Here is a 16,468-nt window from a genome sequence, read left to right on the forward strand (position 1 = left end):
CTTAAGACGCGCGCGCCGCCGCCGTGTCGTCCATCGCGCGGGCGAAACGTTCGAACAGGTACTGCGAGTCGGCGGGGCCGGGGCTGGCCTCGGGGTGGTACTGGACCGAGAAGACGGGCCGGTCGGTCATGCGTATGCCGCAGTTCGAGCCGTCGAAGAGCGAGACATGCGTTTCCTTCACGCCCGTGGGAAGGGTCTGGCTGTCGACGGTGAAACCGTGGTTCATCGAGGTGATCTCGACCTTGCCGGTCTCGAGGTCCTTCACCGGATGGTTCGCGCCGTGGTGGCCGTGGTTCATCTTGATCGTCTTCGCGCCAAGTGCGAGCGCCAGCATCTGGTGGCCGAGGCAGATGCCGAAGACGGGGATGCGGCTGTCGTCGAGCACGCCCTTGATCATCGGCACGGCATAGGCGCCCGTCGCCGCCGGGTCACCCGGACCGTTCGACAGGAACAGGCCGTCGGGGTTCTGCGCGAGCACATCCTCGGCGGTGGCGGTCGCTGGCAGCACGGTGACGTCGCAGCCGACGCTGGCGAGGCTGCGCAGGATGTTGCGCTTGGCGCCATAGTCTATGGCCACGACCTTGAACCTGGGATCGGTCAGGCGGCCGAAGCCCTCGGGCCAGGCCCACCGCGTCTCGTCCCACCGATACGACTGCGCGCAGGTCACGTCGCGGGCGAGGTCGAGGCCCACGAGACCGGGGAAGGCGCGGGCCTGGGCGACCAGCGCCTCGATGTCGAAGTTGCCGTCCGGGTCGTGCGACAGGGCGACGTGCGGCGCGCCCTGGTGGCGGATCGCGCGGGTCAGGCGGCGGGTGTCGATGCCCCCCATGCCGATCCGGCCCCTGCGGGACAGCCATGAAGACAGCGTCTCGGTCGCACGCCAGTTCGAAGGTTCGGTCGGGTCCCATTTGACGATCAGGCCTTCGGCGACCGGATCGGCGGTCTCGTCGTCTTCGGGGTTCACGCCCACGTTGCCGATGTGGGGAAAGGTGAAGGTCACGATCTGGCCCGCGTAGGAGGGGTCCGTCATGATCTCCTGATAGCCGGTCATCGAGGTGTTGAAGCAAAGCTCGGCGACCCTGGTGCCCGTCGCGCCGAAGCCCTGGCCGAAAAAGATCGTCCCGTCCGCCAGAGCCAGGCACGCGGTCGGTTTCGTCGTGGCGTCTGTCATGGCTCGGGCCCCCAAGGCGATGTATCGGTAAACGGCCCGGACCTATGGCGGGACGGTCGCGAGGTCAAGGGCGGGGCGTGGATCGCCATCCCGATCCCCGCCGCGTTCCGGCCATCCCGAAGCCTCTTTTCATTGTCATTCTTGCCCGTCATGTGGCGCCCGTTCCTTCGCCTGAGGCTTTTCGCGCTTCTTTTCGAGACGGCGGGGCCTCCTCCGCTGCACCGCCTGGTGCAGTCCGGCGCGGCCTTGGCGGTCTGGACCGGGCTGTCGCGCATTCCGGGCATGGCAGAGACGACGGTCTTCGTCGCGACCGTACTGACAGCCCTCGCCATCGGTCACGCCGCGAATGCGCGCACTCTTCCCGAGAAGGTGGGGCACGAGGCGACGGCGCTGTCTCTGATCGTGTTTTTCTGTTTGATCGCAGTTATTTATGGGATCATCCTCTTGTCGCCTGATCCCGTCTGGGTGCAACACCTTTTCACGATCGTTCCGGCGCTCTTCGCACTCGGCTGTTTCCTCGACATCGTTTCCCGGACCGAGGGTTTCGGCCGCGACTGGTGGCCTGACGACGCCATGAACAAGGCCCGCCCGATGCTGACGCGCGCCTTTCTCCTGAAGCATTTGTCGATGGCGGTCCTGAACGCGACGCTGGTCGCTTCGGTCTCGCTCGACGCGTGGGTCATGTGGTTCGCGGTCTTGCCGCTGGTGAACCACTACCTGACCGCAGGGTTGACGACGACCGTCCTTCTTGACGCCGGGGAATAGCGGCAAAGCCTGATTTTTCAGCTGGTTAGGCGTTTCAGTCGCAGTTGCGGCGGGTCTGGTTAAGAGATAAGGTCCCGAGTCTCGGCAAGCCATGAGGGACAGATGGGGCTCAGGGACCAGATCGGAGAGGCACTGAAGCAGGCCATGCGGGACAAGGACGCGTCGCGTCTGTCCACGCTGCGTCTCATCATGGCCGCGATCAAGGACCGCGACATCGCGCGGCGCGCCGAAGGCGGCGACGGCGGCGACGCGGGCGTGGGCGAGGAGGACATCCTCCAGATCCTCGGCAAGATGGTGAAGCAGCGCCAGGAGTCGGCGCGCGCTTACGAGGAAGGCGGTCGCCTGGAACTGGCCGAGGCGGAACTGTCCGAGATCAAGGTGATCGAGGAGTACCTGCCGCGCCAGCTCGACCAGGCCGAAACGGCGGCCGCGGTGGATGCCGCCATCGCCGACACCGGGGCTGCATCGATCCGCGACATGGGCAAGGTGATGGGCGCTCTCAAGGCGCGCTACACCGGCCAGATGGATTTCGGCAGGGTGGGCCCGATGGTGAAGGCGCGGCTGGGTTAGGTTTCGCCGCAGAGTCCGACCTGCCCGGAACATGTAGCAGGGGGTGCCGGTTTCTCTTTTCTCAGGAAGGGAGACCCATCATGCCAGCCACATCCAAAGCCCAGCAGAAAGCCGCCGGAGCCGCCCTCTCGGCCAAGCGCGGCGACACCAAGGTCGGAGACCTCAAGGGCGCGTCCAAGGACATGTACGACTCGATGAGCGAATCCGAGCTCGACGAGATGGCATCGACCGACCGCGAGGATCTGCCCGAGAAGAAGTCGAAGGACTGAGCCGTCACTCTGCGCGGATCAGGCGATTCAGCTCGTCGTAAAGCGCCAGCCGCTCGTCCGGCGTGAGGAAGGCGCCCAATTCGACCTCGCGCCCGGAACCGGACAGGGTCAGGTAATTCTCGACCGGCCCGTCGCGCCTCAGTTTCACGGTCACCCAGTAGGGATTCGCCTGCCAGTCGAGGTGCGGCCCGTCGTGCGGGACATGACTGAGGTGTAGGGACTCGCGGCCGAACGTCAGCACCTCGTGCAGGCTGCGATGGCGTCGGTTGACCATGATCGCGCGCCACACGCCCCAGATCGCCGCGAGGAAGAACGCCAGCAGCACCCAGGTCACCGCCGAGCCCAGGACGGCAAGCAGCGGCATGGTCAGCATGACCGCCGTGGCGCCGATGAACCAGACGAAGCCCTCGGGCGTCATCGACTGGTGCGGCCAGAGCGTCAGGATCTTCTCGTCGGGGGCTTCGGTCCAGCGATAGGGCATGTGACTAGGATATATCGCGCGCGCCGTCCTTCCAGAGGGCGCGGTGTGTCATCGCCGCGCAATGCGTCGAGACAGGGAGATCAGAAGCGTGGCGAGAGTCAGGGCGCCGGCGAGGGCCGTCAGCGCGGCGCCGGCCAGCGCGGCCAGGCCGAGGGCGGTCAGAAGGCCCGGCCAGTCCAGGATTTGCTCGCCGGGCAGGATCATCATGGCAATGGGCTGCGCGACGATCGCGAGTATGCCGGCGATCCAGGAGACGAGGGCCAGCGTTCGCGCGGCGCGGAACTGGCCTGGGGTAAGCCGTGCGATCGCCACCCAGATCAGCACGCCGACGACCGTCAGCACCAGCACGCCAAGAAGAAGCTGGGCGTGCGGCATCACCACGAGGGTGTCGGTGTGGGACGAGGGGCCGTTCATGGGTCCGTGTCCTCGATCGAAGAAGGGCCCCGGGGGGCCCTTCGTTCACATCAGGTTCAGTGCGCGTGGCTTCTGTCCCAGTCCTCGCGCTTCGGGAGCGTCTCGAAAGTGTGCTCCGGCGGCGGCGAGGGCAGGGTCCATTCCAGGGTGTCCGCGTGCTCGTTCCAGTAGTTGTTCTCGGTCACCGGCTTGCCGGAGCGGATCGTGTAGAACACGATGTAGATGAACAGCAGGAACGACGCGAAGGACAGGAACGCGCCCCAGGTCGAGACCTCGTTCCACAACGCGAAGCCATCGGGATAGTCGATGTAGCGGCGCGGCATCCCCTGACGGCCCAGGAAGTGCTGGGGGAAGAAGGTCAGGTTCGAGCCGATGAACATCATCCAGAAGTGGATTTGCCCCAGACGCTCGGGGTACTGCCGGCCGGACATCTTGCCGATCCAGAAGTAGGTGCCCGCGAAGATCGCGAAGACAGCGCCGAGGCTCATCACGTAGTGGAAGTGCGCCACGACGTAGTAGGTGTCGTGATAGGCGCGGTCGATGGCGGCCTGGCTGAGGACGATGCCCGTGACGCCGCCCAGGGTGAAGAGGAACAGGAAACCGAAGGCCCAGAGCATCGGCGTCTTGAACTCGATCGAGCCGCCCCACATCGTGGCGATCCACGAGAAGATCTTCACGCCCGTCGGCACCGCGATGACCATCGTCGCCAGCATGAAGTAGGTCTGCTGCGACAGCGACATGCCGACCGTGTACATGTGGTGCGCCCACACGACGAAGCCCAGGCCGCCAATGGCGATCAGCGCCCAGACCATCGGCAGGTAACCGAAGATCGGCTTCTTCGAGAAGGTCGCGATGACGTGGCTGATGATGCCGAAGCCCGGCAGCACGATGATGTAGACCTCGGGGTGTCCGAAGAACCACAGGATGTGCTGGTAGAGGATCGGATCGCCGCCGCCTTCGGGCTGGAAGAAGGTGGTGCCGAAGTTGCGGTCCGTCAGCAGCATTGTGATCGCGCCCGCCAGCACCGGCAGGGCCAGGAGGATCAGCCAGGCGGTCACGAAGATCGACCAGGCGAAGAGCGGGACCTTGAACAGCGTCATGCCGGGCGCGCGCATGTTTAGGAAGGTCGTGATCATGTTGATCGCGCCGAGGATCGACGAGGCGCCCGAGAGGTGCACGGCGAAGATCGCCAGGTCCATCGAGAAGCCCTGCTCGGAGGTCGAGAGCGGCGGATAGAGCACCCAGCCCACGCCGGAGCCAAGCTGACCGTTGCCGCCCGGCACGACGACCGAGAGGATCGCGAGCGAGGCGCCCGAGACGTAGAGCCAGAAGCTGAGGTTGTTCATCCGCGGAAAGGCCATGTCCGGCGCACCGATGTGCAGCGGCATGAAGTAGTTGCCGAATCCGCCGAACAGCGCCGGAATGACCACGAAGAACATCATCAGGATGCCGTGCGCGGTGACGATGACGTTCCAGACGTGCCCGTTCGGCGCGCAGACGCCGTCGGAGATCAGGCGAATGCCCTCCTGGCACATGTACTGGACGCCGGGGTCCTTCAGCTCGAGCCGCATGTACACGGTGAAGGCCACGGCGATGAAGCCGACGAACCCCGAGGTGAAGAGGTAGAGAATGCCGATGTCCTTGTGGTTCGTCGACATGAACCAGCGGGTGAAGAACCCTCGCTCGTCGTGATGGTCGTGCCCGTGTGCTGCGGCGTCGGCCATGTGATGCCTCCTGGAGAACGATTCCCGTAGGGCGGGTCGATGCCCGCCGGTTTGTATTCGGTTCTAGGGATGTGTCGGTCCGGGGGCAATGGCGAACGAGAGACGTGAGCGGGCTAAATTGTCTCAGGGGAGGGGTGCGGCGGGTAACAGCTTTCTGCCCGTCCAGCCCTTGAACGCGGCGGGCAAGTCATTGGCAACAAACGATTGCGCTCACGGCGCTGCGAGGTGCAGCAGGACGGGTAGCTTTTTCTTGGCGCGATGTCCTGCGTCCTGTAGAAGCGGGCTCGAACGCAGACGGAGGCGATCATGGCCGCACGGGTCTTCATCGACGGCGAAGCCGGGACGACCGGTCTTCAGATCAGGGAGCGGCTGGACGGCCGCGCCGACATCGGGCTTGTCCGGATCGACCCCGAGCGCCGCAAGGACGAGGCCGCGCGCCGCGACGCCTTCGCCGCCGCCGACGTGGCGATCCTTTGCCTGCCCGACGATGCGGCGCGCGAGGCCGTGGCGCTGTCGTCGGACCTCGGCACGCGGATCATCGACGCCTCCACGGCTTACCGGGTGGATCCAGCCTGGGTCTATGGCTTCCCCGAGCTTGCGCCTGCGCAGGCGGGGCGCATCGCCGCCGCCCGCCACGTGTCGAACCCCGGATGCTATCCCACGGGAGCGCTTGCGCTTCTGGCGCCTCTGGTGTCGCGCGGGCTGGTGCCGGCGGATGCCGGGATCACGATCAACGCCGTCTCGGGCTATACCGGTGGCGGCAAGTCCCTGATCGGCGAATTCGATGCCGGCACGGCGCCCGATTTCTTCGTCTATGGCACGGGACAGGCGCACAAGCACCTGCCCGAGATCCTGCGCTATTCGGGGCTGGAACGGGCGCCGATCTTCGTGCCGTCCGTCGGCAACTTCGCGCAAGGAATGGTCGTCCAGGTGCCGCTGCACCTGTCGCTTCTGCCCGGCAAGCCCTCGATGGCGGATGTTCACGGCGCGCTGTCGCAGCATTTCGGCACGGGTGGCGTGGTCACCGTGGCGCCCCTGGGCGGCGAGTCGAGCCGCATCGTTCCGACAGCGCACAATGGCACCAACGACATGACGCTGCACGTCCTCGGCGATGCGGGAACGGGCCGCGCGGTTCTCGTCGCGGTTCTCGACAACCTGGGCAAGGGTGCGTCGGGTGCTGCGGTCCAGAACCTCGACCTGATGCTCGGGCAACGGGTCGAGGAAGCGGCGGCCTAGCGGCGACCGGGCACGTCGAAGGGAAACACCTTCGCGTATCTGTGCGGATCAATGACGCCCGGCTTCCCTGCAACGCCCGGGTCGGCGAGGTCGTCGGGCGGTGTCGGCACGTCCGAAGACAGTCGCGTCGGCGCCACGAGGACCATGCCGGGAGCCATCTCCACCCCTTGTGAGGCGGCTTCAGGCCAGAGCTGCGTGTAGGGCGGTCCGAGGACGAAGGCGCGGACCGGGCTCTTGGGCAAGCCGTACCAGAACCATGCCTTCACGGGGCAGTCGTGGTCGCGGATCTCGGCGTAGAACGCGTTCACTGCCAACGCGATGTCCCGCATCAACTCCAAAAGGCGAGGGTCGTCCAGCGCCTTCGGGCGCAATTCGAATGTCAGGCGACCCACCAGGAATTCGGCCCGCAGAAAGTAGGAAGGGTGCCATTTGGCGAGTAAGGCCTCGCAGGCGACGTACATGAAGATGTGCGCAAACGGCGCCTTCGCCTTGAGAGACAGGTCGGGGTCATGAGCGAACTCGGCGAGCAGTGGGCCCACGTCGCCGTCCTGGACCCGGCCCTGCAACGGTTCCCAACTGCCGAACCGCGTCGGCATCGCTTCGGGCAGGACTCGCGCGATGACGTCTAGGACCCTGGCGAGGCCTTCAGCGTGAAACGCCTCCAGATCCTCGAAGAAGAACGACATCTTGCCAAGTTCAGGCTGTAACGGGGAAGACGTGGCAGGCTGGGGCGACGCGAACCGACCGAGCAGGCGGTCGAGGAACCTGGAGACAATGCCGCTGGCGGGCGGCAGCGACGTACCGGCGGCTTCGGTCGGCAACGGTCCCGAGGTTCGAACGCCCTGGAAGCGTTCGGTCTGCATGTCGATCAAGATGCCGTTCGTCTCGGCCAGGATGCCGGTCAACCACTTTTCGAACCTTGCCATCGCCTCCGCGCCGGGGCGGCCCTCGATGTAGAGGCGGTGGAGCCAGCGCCGGCGCTTTCCAAGGATGGGCAGAACGTCGGGCGGAATGTCGTCGTCCTCGCAGAGCGCCGGCGGGTCGATGTTGAACGCACCCTGCTCGTCGGCTTCGGGCGGGACCAGGGGCGCGGCCTTCGCGGTGTAGAGGTCGAGGTCGTAGCTCACCCGAACACCTGCCCGAAGGTCCGCTTCAAAGCCACGTCGACGTCCTCCATCGTCACCGGCAGGCCCAGGTCGACGAGCGAGGTCACGCCATGTCCGGTGATGCCACAGGGCACGATGCCGTCGAAGTGCGACAGGTCGGGATCGACGTTGATCGACAGGCCGTGGAAGGACACCCACTTGCGGATGCGGATGCCCAGGGCTGCGATCTTGTCCTCGCGCGGGGTGCCGTCGGGCAGGGGCGGTTTGTCCGGGCGAGGCACCCAGACGCCGACGCGGTCAGGGCGGACCTCGCCCCGGACGTTGAACTCGGCCAGCGCGGCGATGATCCAGGCCTCGAGGTCGTGGACAAAGCGCCGGACGTCCTGTCCGCGCGTCGAGACGTCGAGCATGACGTAGGCCACCCGCTGCCCGGGTCCGTGATAGGTGTATTGCCCGCCGCGCTTGGCCGCGAAGACGGGAAAGCGGTCGGGATCGACGAGATCCTCGGCCTTGGCCGAGGTACCGGCGGTGTAAAGGGCCGGATGTTCCAGAAGCCAGATCGCCTCGTCCGCGGCACCCGCGCGGATCGCGGCCGCCCGCGTCTCCATGACAGAGACGGCCTCCTCGTAGGCGACGGGAGCGGCGGAGGTGATCCATTCGACCATGCAGGCGTTCTAGGCGAGGCCAGCGGCATTGCCAATCGGCACGAAACGAGGGACTCGCGCCCGATTCCGTGCTAGAAATGCCGTAGGGTCAATTTTGCCAAGAACTTATTTTCTGGGGGAAGATGCAATGAAATCCGGTCTCATCGGCTCGGCCGTCCTGTCGGCCGTCCTGTCGGCCATCCTGATCGCCACGCCCGCGACGCGGGCTCATGCCGACGCGGGCGACGCCCTTGTCGGCGGCATCATCGGCGGCATCGTGGGCGGCGCCATCGTCAACGAGAACAACAAGAAGCGCACGGTGCGGAAGGTCTATCGCGCGCCGGTCTATTCGCCCGAGCGGGCGCAGAACCGCGAGGTGCAGACCTCTCTCAACTATTTCGGCTTCCCGGCGGGGACGCCGGATGGCGTGCTGGGTGGACGGTCGCGCGCGGCGATCTCGCAGTACCAGGCGCACCTCGGGTATCCTCCGACCGGCTATCTGAGCGAATACGAGAAGAGCTTCCTCCTGTCGTCCTACCAGCGCGCGATGGCGGGGGGCGCGATGACGCACCAGCAGATCGCGTCGAACCCGATGGGGTCGCGCGGCCTTCTGACCATTTACCGCGACGAGGCGGCGGGCGTGCCGCCCCAGACCGGCGGGACGATGGCCTTCGCCGCACCGGCACCCGCTCCCATCCCCGCGCCCGAGGCGCCCGTGGTGGAGGCGGCGGTCGAATCCGCCCCGCCGTCCGCGCCGACGCTGCCGTCCTTCCTGGGTGCAACTGGGTCGCGCTCGCTGGCCTCGCACTGCAACACGGTCTCGCTTCTGACCAACACCAACGGCGGCTTCACCACCATCCAGGCGATGAGCGACCCGAACGCGGTCCTGAACGAGCAGTTCTGCCTCGCCCGCACCTATGCCATCGCCACGGGCGAGGATCTGGCAGCGGGCGTGCAAGGGGTCGGCGTGGCCGAGATCGAGGCGCAATGCGACAGTTTCGGTCCGGTGATGAAGGATCACGTCGCCGCCTTGTCGCTGAAGTCGCGCGACGCGGTGCTTCAGGACGTCTCGGGCTTCGTGCTGTCGACCGGAATGGCGCCGCAGCAGCTGGCGGCAACCTCGAAGATCTGCCTCAGCGTGGGCTACCGGACCGACGACATGGACGTGTCCGTCGGCTCGGCCCTGATCCTCGCGGCGCTCGGCGAACGCGCCTACGGCGAGCTGATGGGCCACCACCTGAGCCAGGGCTTCGGCGCCACGGCGCGAGCGGACCTGGCGCGGGACTGGTACGACATGGCGGTCACCGCGCTGGAGGCGGGACAGCCCGCCGTCTTCGCGCCGGGACAGCCCGAACGCATCGCCCTGATCCGAGCTGCGGCCCTAGGTCAGACCGGACAGGCGGGGACGATGACCGCGCCCGTCCAGCCCGCCTCGGCGCTGCCGAGCTTCACCGTGACGAAGTGATCGTCTGGCGAGGGGGCGGCCATGCGCCGTCCCCCGCACTTTTTCGCGCGACCCCCCTTCACAAGTCTCGGCGGTCCCGGTAAGAGACGCGCCACCAACCAACGGCGTGCGGTCGTGGCGGAATTGGTAGACGCGCAGCGTTGAGGTCGCTGTGGGGTAACTCCCGTGGAAGTTCGAGTCTTCTCGACCGCACCATTTTCTCTCCCCTGAAGACAGCTTTCCGTCCGTGCGACAGCGCGTTATGGATGATGTCGGAGGAGGATCCGCCATGCACATCGCCTATACCGTAGCACCTGGGCGCGGGGCCACCGACCTGCTGCTGGCCGGATTGGTGCGGCGGATGGCGGCGCGCGGGTTCCGCGCGGCGGGCACGGTGCAGATGAACGTCATCCCCGACCCGGACGGCCCCTGCGACATGGACGTCAACGTCCTGCCCGACGGGCCGGTGATCCGGATCAGCCAGAGCCTCGGTCCCGATGCGACGGGCTGCCGTCTGGACCCGGGTGCGCTGGAAGAGGCCGTGCGGCTGACGCTCGGACGGCTCGAAGGAGCCGAGTTCCTGATCGTCAACAAGTTCGGCAAGCACGAGGCGGGCGGACGCGGGTTCCGTCCGGTCATCGCCGAGGCGCTGGACCTGGGGCTTCCGGTCCTCGTCGGCCTCAACCGGGGCAATGCCGAGCCGTTCCTGTCCTTCACCGGCGGAGTGGCCGAGGAGCTGGCGCCGGACGAGGGGGTTCTGGCCGACTGGCTGGAAGCGCGCATCGGACGTACCGCAGCCGCTTGATCCCGGCGCCGGAACGGAACAAAAGCCGGGATCGGAGATTATCTCCGCGAACGGAGACACGACCCCCATGCCGCGCGACAGCCTTCGCACCCTGATGCTCGCCATCATCTGCGCCATCCTGGTGCTGGCCAGCATGAAGCTCGGGCAGGCGCTTTTCGCGCCCATGGTCGCTGCCATCGTTCTGGGCGTCGTCTTCGCGCCCATCACCGACAAGGTGGAACGGATCGGCTTGCCCCGCGCGGGGGCGGCGCTACTGGTGCTGTTCCTGTTCCTCGGCTTCACCATCTCGCTGTTCCTGCTGATCGAACCCACGATCAGCCGCGCGATCCGCAACGGCCCGATCGTGTGGCGCGAGGTGACCGAGATCGGGGCCATGCTGAAGGCCAGGTTTGCCGGGCTGACGTCGCTTCAGGCGACGGTGTCGGAAGCCCTGGGCGAGACGGCGGGCGCGCCGGGGCGCGAGGACGCGATGGAGTTTCCGGGCGTTCTCGATGCGCTGGCCTATGCGCCGTCCATCGCCTCGGGTCTTCTCGTCTTCGTCGGCACGCTTTACTTCTTTCTCGTCGCGCGGTCGGACATCTACCGGAAGGTCGACAGGCTGAAGGTCTCTCTCAGCCACGACATGCTGTGCGAAGCCGAGGCGCGCGTGTCGCGCTACCTCATCACCATCTCGATCATCAACGCCGTCTTCGGCGTTGCAGTGGCGCTTGTCATGACGGCCATCGGCCTGCCCGGCGCCCTGATCTGGGGACTGGCGGCGTTCCTGGTGAACTACGTCCTGTTCCTTGGACCGGCGATGTTCACCGTGGCGCTTCTCGTGGCCGGCATCCTGGCCTTCGATGGGGCGGCCTCGTTCGTGCCGGCAGCGGTCTACGTCGGCATGAACGTGACCGAGGGCCAGTTCGTGACGCCCTCGCTTGTAGGCCGGCACATGGAGGTGAACCCGCTTCTGGTGTTCGTCTCCCTGGTGTTCTGGCTGTGGCTCTGGGGTCCCCTCGGCGGCATCGTGGCGATCCCGCTTCTGGTCTGGCTGCTGTTCGTCTTCGAAAAGCTGTCGCGTCCGCCGGTGCCCACTGTCTCGATCAACGCGAAGGGCGCAATCGAGGTCGTGGCCTGAGCGCCTAGCCGTCCGCCACCTTCTTGCGGCGGATGCGGCGGTGCTTGCCGCGAGCTTCGAGTTCGGCGTCGAGAAGCGCACCAAGCATCGTCACGAAGGCCGAGATCCAGAGCCACATCATCAGGACGATGACGCCGCCCAGGGCGCCGAAGATCTCGCTGTAGCGTCCGAAGCTCTTGACGTACCAGGCGAAGGCGGACGACAGGCCGATCCACAGCAGGCACGCGAAGATGCTGCCGGGCGCCAGCCAGCGCCAGCGGGCTTTGCCCCGGTTCGGCCCGAAGCGATAGAGGACGGCGAAGCCGAAGGCGCCTACCACAAGGATCACCGGCCAGCGCGCGACGTTGGTGGTGTAGGACCAGAAGCCCCACTCTCCCATCCGGCCGAGAATGGCAGGCACCAGGCCGAACGCGATGGCCGAAAAGACGAGCGCCGTCATGATGAACAGCGTAAGCGCGAAGATCGTCATGTAAAGCTCTATCCAGCCACGTCTTTCGCGGATCCCGTAAGCCACGTTTAGGCCCTGCATCAGGGTGCCGACCCCATTCGCGGCCGAGATGTAGGCGATGGCGATGCCGATGATGGCGGTCAGGCTCAGGCCCTCGCTTCCGGCGGAGGAGACGGATTCGATCTGAGTGAAGATGATGTCGCGCGCGGCCTCGGGGAGCGCCGCCGTCATGTTCTCGAGCCGCGGGATCAATGTCCGCGGATCGAGGATCAAGCCTGCGACCGCGACCGTTGCGGCGATGCCCGGAAAGAGCGCGAAAAGGGCGTAGAATGCGACGCCTGCCGCGATGAGAGAGAAGTTGTCGTCGAAGATGCGCGTCCGCACGACGGTGAGCGTGTCCCACCACGTCCGCGGAGGCAGATCGAGCGGCCCCTCGGCGGGTGGTTCCATCTGCGCTGAACTGTGCTGCATCGGGCTTCCTCGTCTCGCGGTCTATACCCTAAGGGAACCGAGTGTCGGTGTCATCGCGTCGAGGATACGAAAAGTGCCCCCCGCTGGTTCAGCGAGGGGCGCTTCATAGATGTACTGCAATCGGGCTATCAGGAAACCTTGCCGAGGCGCTGCGACGAGGCTTCGCTGCGCGCGGCGCTGGAAACGCGGTTCGCCGCACCTTCCATCGTCTCGCCGGTCTCGGACATGGCGTCCTTCATTGCGGCCTGACCTTCGGCGACCGTCGCTTCAGCCACCTTCCTCAGCTTCTGCGATTCCTCGCGGAACACGCGGTCGGCTTCATCGAACATCTGGTCGCGATAGGCGCCGATGGCGCGGTCCTCGGTGTCGGTCCGGGGCAGAAGGGCCGCTATGGCAGCGCCGGCTGCGAAGGCCAGGGCACCGACCAGAAGCGGATTCTCGTGCGTCGTGCGACGGGCGCGGTCCGCAGCCTCGGACATGGTCTCTTCGAGATGCTGCTGGGCCGCAATGGCGGCCGCACGGGCCTGACGCACGCGGTGGCGCGCTTCCTCGGACATGCTGTGCGTGCCTTCGTCGATCGAGTTGCGCAGATCGGAGGCCGAGCGCGACGCGCGGGCGCGATAGATGCGCGCGCGGGCCTTCATGGTGCCCCAGGTGCCCGGATCGTCGTTGTAGTCGTCGTCGTGGTCATAGTTCGTATAGGATGTGGTCGAATGGGTCATGTCGGATCCTCCTTCGGACTCCAGGATGCTGTCTTGACGGTAGGAGCGGCGCATGGCGCGATCGGCTGCGCGGACGCGATCGTCGAACCTTTCCGTCGGCGGTTGAGCGCGGCGAAAGCCCGAGGCAGGTGCGGTGTAATGCCGGTCGTAGTCAACCGACGCCACCTCGTCTGCGGGGTCACGGTCTTTCTTCGCGGTGTAGGTCCTGTCGCGGGGACCGGTCATCAGCCAGGCAAGGCCGATGCCGGTCAGCGCCAGGGCAACGGGATTGTCCTTGGCCGCGCGGCCAAGGTTTTGCACAACGTCGCGGCCGTTGTCCTTCAAGAACCGGCTGGCGTCGGACACCAGCGCCTCGGGGGACAGCCGCGACTGCAGGGCGGCAATCGAGTCCTCGAGTGCGGCGCGTTCGACCTCGATCTCGCGCTCGATCTCCTTGGGTGTGCGGTCATCAGCCATTGATCTGCTCCTTCAAAGCGGTCGCGTCGCGGCGCAGGTTCTCTGCGGTGCGTGTCGGCGCAAGGCTCTTGGCGCTGAGGTCGGACTTGCCCTTGAACGCCATGATCGCGGCCACGATCAAAAGGACGGCGCCCACGATGAGGGCGGCAAGACCCGCATTCATGCCCGCCTCGGCCATTGCGGCAACGGCCGCGGCAGCCAGGACGTTCAACGCGACCAGTATGAGAACGACTGCGCCGACCAGAAGCCCGATCGCCGTCCCGGCCCGCCCAAGGTTCTGGCGGATTTCGGACTTGGCCAGATCGACTTCCTTCCGCACCAGATTGGACAGGTGCGAAAGGATGTCGCCGATCACGGAAGTGGTGGGTTTCGGCTCGAGCGAGTTCATCAGATCTGCGTCCGATTGCGCGTCGGGACGTCCGCACGGGAGCCGGCGTAATCCGGTTGTCCATGCGTCGTGTCGAAGTCATCGGTGTCATCCGTGAGCGCGTGATGACCACGGTCGCTGGCCTTCATCATCCGGGCCGCCGCGAAACCGAGAGCAGCGGCGCCCCCGAAGAACAGAAACGGGTTGCGGCGGGCGAAGGCCGAAAGATCATTCTGCACGGTCCGGAGGTCGGCGGTGCGAACGGCGCTCGCGGCTTCCGCAAGATTGTCCGCCAGACGCTGCGCGGCTTCGTTGATGAGAGAGCCCGGCTCGAACGCGCCGCCGGCGTCGCGGATCTGCGATGCGGTGCGGTCGGCGCTGTTGGCGACATGGGCCTTGGCCTCGTCGGCCTTTTCCTGCGCCTTGCGCTTCGCGGCGACCGAGGCCTCGTCCAGAGCCTCACGAGCCTGGTTTCCGGCGCTGTTCATTTCGGACTTCGCGGCGTCGGCCGTGCTTTTGGTGGCGTCCTTCGCCTGATCCGAGATCTCGGTAGCAGATTGGCCCGCCTTCGAGGCCATGCTGTCGGTGTCGGTGCCGGTCGTCTTGGATGCGGGTTTCGTCATGGTCATCCTCCTGAGGGATAGCGAGTGCGATGCCGGCGCGGCGCGTGATATCCGTTGCCGGAGATAGGTTGACACCCCGTCAGGGGCTCTTCCCTTGTCTGTCCGGTCAACGTCGACGAACGATCTTGGTTCCGATCAAGCGGCGCCTCGACTTTACCCCGCGAGGCGGGCGTCGCCGCCTGTGCCCGGAGATGCCTCGAGCCGGGCGCGCAGGGCCCGGACGGCGGCTGCGAGGTTCGTCGCATCGCCACCTTCCATGCGGTCGAGAAGAGCGATCCAGCGGCGTCGTGTCAGCTGATCGGGCTCGACGTATTGCCAGGACGCGCCGAACGTTCTGTCGAGGATCTCGCTGAGCTCGATCCTGGGAAGATGAACGCGATCGGTCCCCTCGAGCCCGAATTGGCTGCCCTTCGCTGCTCCCTCGACGATGGCAGCAGCGAGCCAGTTGAGGCCGTTGATGGCGGTGAAGGGATCGTTGACGCCCGGAGACAGGGCGCGCGCGATCATCTCGACCTGCTCGTCGGCGATGAAGAGCGGCGATTGATCCTCTGTCTTGGAGCGTCCCACCGCGAAGGCTGCGCGCAGTTCCTCGGTGATATCATCATCCAAAGGACGGTCCGTTCGAACCACGCATTGATGCGCGTCGACGAAGATGCCCGGCACGGCGTCGACGACGATCGTCAGCCCATGCGTCTCGGCCACGGTATCCAGACGGTTGACGTCCAGACGCTGGATGTATCCCGGTCTGTCCAGCGAAAGAGAATGACGAAGGTGCGGAGGCTGACCAGGGGCCTCGAACCTCGCACTTTCGACGAGCGCGTCGCGGAACCGCTGGCCGAGACCCGAGGCGATATTGGCCACGTTGATCGTCTCGGGAATGTGGTGGACGAAGTAGATCATCACGAAGACCGATCCGAAGGTCAAGGCCATCCCGAGCAGGACGGAGACCTGCGGGACGAAGGCGTCAGCGTCTTCGCTCGCCGGGGCGTGCAGGCTTTGGAGGATGAGGAGGGCGTAGACGAAGGTCGAAATCAGGATGCCGAGGCTCCACTGGTTGCCCCGGTCGCGCATGAAATTCCCGATGAGTCGCGGGCCGAAGTTGCCGGACGCGAACGACACGGCGACCATCGTGACCGAGAACATGACCCCCGTGACGCCGATGACCGATTGCGCCGCCACCGTGAGGGTCGAACGAGCGCCGTCGAGCTGCGTATCCGTCAGGCTCTCCGGCAGCCAGCCTGAAAGGTCGACGCCGCTGCGGTCGAGCGCGAGAGTGGCTTCGGCGAGGATCATCGCGGCGATGACGAGGCAGGAGGGAACGAACCAGTAGCTTGCGCGAAGGTCGGAAAGGATCTTCTGCACGAAGGCGCGGTGTCGCATCGGGTCTCCGGTTCTGGCTCGGACGGTGGGATATTTGCTGCGGATCTATAATGTATGCCCGGACGTATGACCGCCAACGTCCTGCATTTGAGTCGGTTCCGACGAGGCTTTTTTCTCCTTTCGCATGGCTGATGCAAAGATTTCAAAATTTTTTGATCGCCTTGGGAACCGAGACGGCGAGGGGGTGTTGGTAGCCTGACGCTGGAGGACACTTCCCTCCCTGCAGCGTGTCCCAAACTGTCCCGTTTGGCCTTG

The 16,468-nt window shown here is 66.0% G+C and carries 18 protein-coding genes and 1 tRNA gene; 8 read left to right on the plus strand and 11 right to left on the minus strand.

All coding sequences use genetic code 11. The features are described 5' to 3' along the window. Nucleotide 1: 1 nt before the first annotated feature. Nucleotides 2-1,171, minus strand: coding sequence for a glutamine-hydrolyzing carbamoyl-phosphate synthase small subunit (gene carA / locus C8D95_RS08740; protein ID WP_109758789.1), 1,170 nt, complete (start codon nucleotides 1,169-1,171; stop codon nucleotides 2-4). A 150-nt stretch (nucleotides 1,172-1,321) separates the two neighbouring features. Here carA and C8D95_RS08745 point away from each other — a divergent pair, with 150 nt between their 5' ends. The 3 genes from C8D95_RS08745 to C8D95_RS08755 all read left to right on the plus strand — a co-directional run bounded on the left by C8D95_RS08745 (nucleotide 1,322) and on the right by C8D95_RS08755 (nucleotide 2,775). Next, the gene (locus C8D95_RS08745) at nucleotides 1,322-1,936 is read left to right on the plus strand and encodes a hypothetical protein (protein ID WP_109758790.1); all 615 of its coding nucleotides are present in this window, start codon (nucleotides 1,322-1,324) and stop codon (nucleotides 1,934-1,936) included. 102 nt (nucleotides 1,937-2,038) lie between these two features. Beyond that, nucleotides 2,039-2,506 carry a GatB/YqeY domain-containing protein gene (locus C8D95_RS08750; RefSeq protein ID WP_109758791.1) on the plus strand — a complete coding sequence of 156 codons (468 nt, stop codon included), beginning with the start codon at nucleotides 2,039-2,041 and terminating at the stop codon, nucleotides 2,504-2,506. Between the two features lie 80 nt (nucleotides 2,507-2,586). Then, nucleotides 2,587-2,775, plus strand: coding sequence for a DUF3008 family protein (locus C8D95_RS08755; RefSeq protein ID WP_109758792.1), 189 nt, complete (start codon nucleotides 2,587-2,589; stop codon nucleotides 2,773-2,775). A gap of 4 nt (nucleotides 2,776-2,779) precedes the next feature. On the opposite strand, the gene C8D95_RS08760 is transcribed toward C8D95_RS08755, so the two are convergent. Genes C8D95_RS08760 through ctaD form a run of 3 tightly spaced genes read right to left on the minus strand, consistent with a single transcriptional unit; the run spans nucleotide 2,780 to nucleotide 5,394 of the window. Further along, a complete protein-coding gene (locus C8D95_RS08760) occupies nucleotides 2,780-3,256 on the minus strand; it encodes a DUF2244 domain-containing protein (RefSeq protein WP_109758793.1) in 477 nt (158 codons plus the stop codon). Nucleotides 3,257-3,304: 48 nt separating this feature from the next. Then, the gene (locus tag C8D95_RS08765; protein WP_109758794.1) at nucleotides 3,305-3,670 is read right to left on the minus strand and encodes a hypothetical protein; all 366 of its coding nucleotides are present in this window, start codon (nucleotides 3,668-3,670) and stop codon (nucleotides 3,305-3,307) included. Between the two features lie 56 nt (nucleotides 3,671-3,726). After that, nucleotides 3,727-5,394, minus strand: coding sequence for a cytochrome c oxidase subunit I (gene ctaD / locus C8D95_RS08770; protein WP_109758795.1), 1,668 nt, complete (start codon nucleotides 5,392-5,394; stop codon nucleotides 3,727-3,729). 306 nt (nucleotides 5,395-5,700) lie between these two features. Between ctaD and argC the strand changes: the two genes are divergently transcribed. Further along, nucleotides 5,701-6,630, plus strand: coding sequence for an N-acetyl-gamma-glutamyl-phosphate reductase (gene argC, locus C8D95_RS08775; protein WP_109758796.1), 930 nt, complete (start codon nucleotides 5,701-5,703; stop codon nucleotides 6,628-6,630). Here the strand turns inward: argC and C8D95_RS08780 are convergent. After that, the gene (locus tag C8D95_RS08780) at nucleotides 6,627-7,757 is read right to left on the minus strand and encodes a hypothetical protein (RefSeq protein WP_109758797.1); all 1,131 of its coding nucleotides are present in this window, start codon (nucleotides 7,755-7,757) and stop codon (nucleotides 6,627-6,629) included. The genes argC and C8D95_RS08780 overlap by 4 nt on opposite strands. Next, on the minus strand, nucleotides 7,754-8,401 hold the full coding sequence (gene lipB, locus C8D95_RS08785) for a lipoyl(octanoyl) transferase LipB (protein ID WP_109758798.1): 648 nt from the start codon (nucleotides 8,399-8,401) through the stop codon (nucleotides 7,754-7,756). Before lipB ends, C8D95_RS08780 begins: the two co-directional genes overlap by 4 nt. A 127-nt stretch (nucleotides 8,402-8,528) precedes the next feature. Between lipB and C8D95_RS08790 the strand changes: the two genes are divergently transcribed. The 4 genes from C8D95_RS08790 to C8D95_RS08805 all read left to right on the plus strand — a co-directional run bounded on the left by C8D95_RS08790 (nucleotide 8,529) and on the right by C8D95_RS08805 (nucleotide 11,746). Further along, the gene (locus C8D95_RS08790; protein WP_109758799.1) at nucleotides 8,529-9,845 is read left to right on the plus strand and encodes a peptidoglycan-binding domain-containing protein; all 1,317 of its coding nucleotides are present in this window, start codon (nucleotides 8,529-8,531) and stop codon (nucleotides 9,843-9,845) included. A 108-nt stretch (nucleotides 9,846-9,953) separates the two neighbouring features. Next, nucleotides 9,954-10,040: transfer RNA gene (locus tag C8D95_RS08795), tRNA-Leu, on the plus strand. Nucleotides 10,041-10,113: 73 nt separating this feature from the next. Then, complete coding sequence (locus tag C8D95_RS08800; RefSeq protein ID WP_109758800.1) at nucleotides 10,114-10,629, plus strand: DUF2478 domain-containing protein; 516 nt, start codon at nucleotides 10,114-10,116, stop codon at nucleotides 10,627-10,629. Nucleotides 10,630-10,696: 67 nt separating this feature from the next. Then, nucleotides 10,697-11,746, plus strand: coding sequence for an AI-2E family transporter (locus C8D95_RS08805; RefSeq protein WP_164721638.1), 1,050 nt, complete (start codon nucleotides 10,697-10,699; stop codon nucleotides 11,744-11,746). A gap of 4 nt (nucleotides 11,747-11,750) precedes the next feature. On the opposite strand, the gene C8D95_RS08810 is transcribed toward C8D95_RS08805, so the two are convergent. The 5 genes from C8D95_RS08810 to C8D95_RS08830 form a co-directional block, all read right to left on the minus strand. Next, nucleotides 11,751-12,665 carry a YihY/virulence factor BrkB family protein gene (locus C8D95_RS08810; protein WP_109758802.1) on the minus strand — a complete coding sequence of 305 codons (915 nt, stop codon included), beginning with the start codon at nucleotides 12,663-12,665 and terminating at the stop codon, nucleotides 11,751-11,753. Between the two features lie 128 nt (nucleotides 12,666-12,793). Beyond that, the gene (locus tag C8D95_RS08815) at nucleotides 12,794-13,843 is read right to left on the minus strand and encodes a DUF3618 domain-containing protein (protein WP_109758803.1); all 1,050 of its coding nucleotides are present in this window, start codon (nucleotides 13,841-13,843) and stop codon (nucleotides 12,794-12,796) included. Beyond that, nucleotides 13,836-14,231, minus strand: coding sequence for a phage holin family protein (locus tag C8D95_RS08820; RefSeq protein WP_109758804.1), 396 nt, complete (start codon nucleotides 14,229-14,231; stop codon nucleotides 13,836-13,838). The genes C8D95_RS08815 and C8D95_RS08820 overlap by 8 nt, the downstream gene beginning before the upstream one ends. Then, nucleotides 14,231-14,833, minus strand: coding sequence for a hypothetical protein (locus C8D95_RS08825; RefSeq protein ID WP_126918548.1), 603 nt, complete (start codon nucleotides 14,831-14,833; stop codon nucleotides 14,231-14,233). Before C8D95_RS08825 ends, C8D95_RS08820 begins: the two co-directional genes overlap by 1 nt. 153 nt (nucleotides 14,834-14,986) lie before the next feature. Beyond that, nucleotides 14,987-16,213, minus strand: coding sequence for a DUF2254 domain-containing protein (locus tag C8D95_RS08830; RefSeq protein ID WP_109758806.1), 1,227 nt, complete (start codon nucleotides 16,211-16,213; stop codon nucleotides 14,987-14,989). Nucleotides 16,214-16,468: the final 255 nt, after the last annotated feature.

Source organism: Silicimonas algicola, from assembly GCF_003148765.1.
In the GTDB taxonomy this organism is placed as follows: Bacteria; Pseudomonadota; Alphaproteobacteria; order Rhodobacterales; family Rhodobacteraceae; genus Silicimonas; species Silicimonas algicola.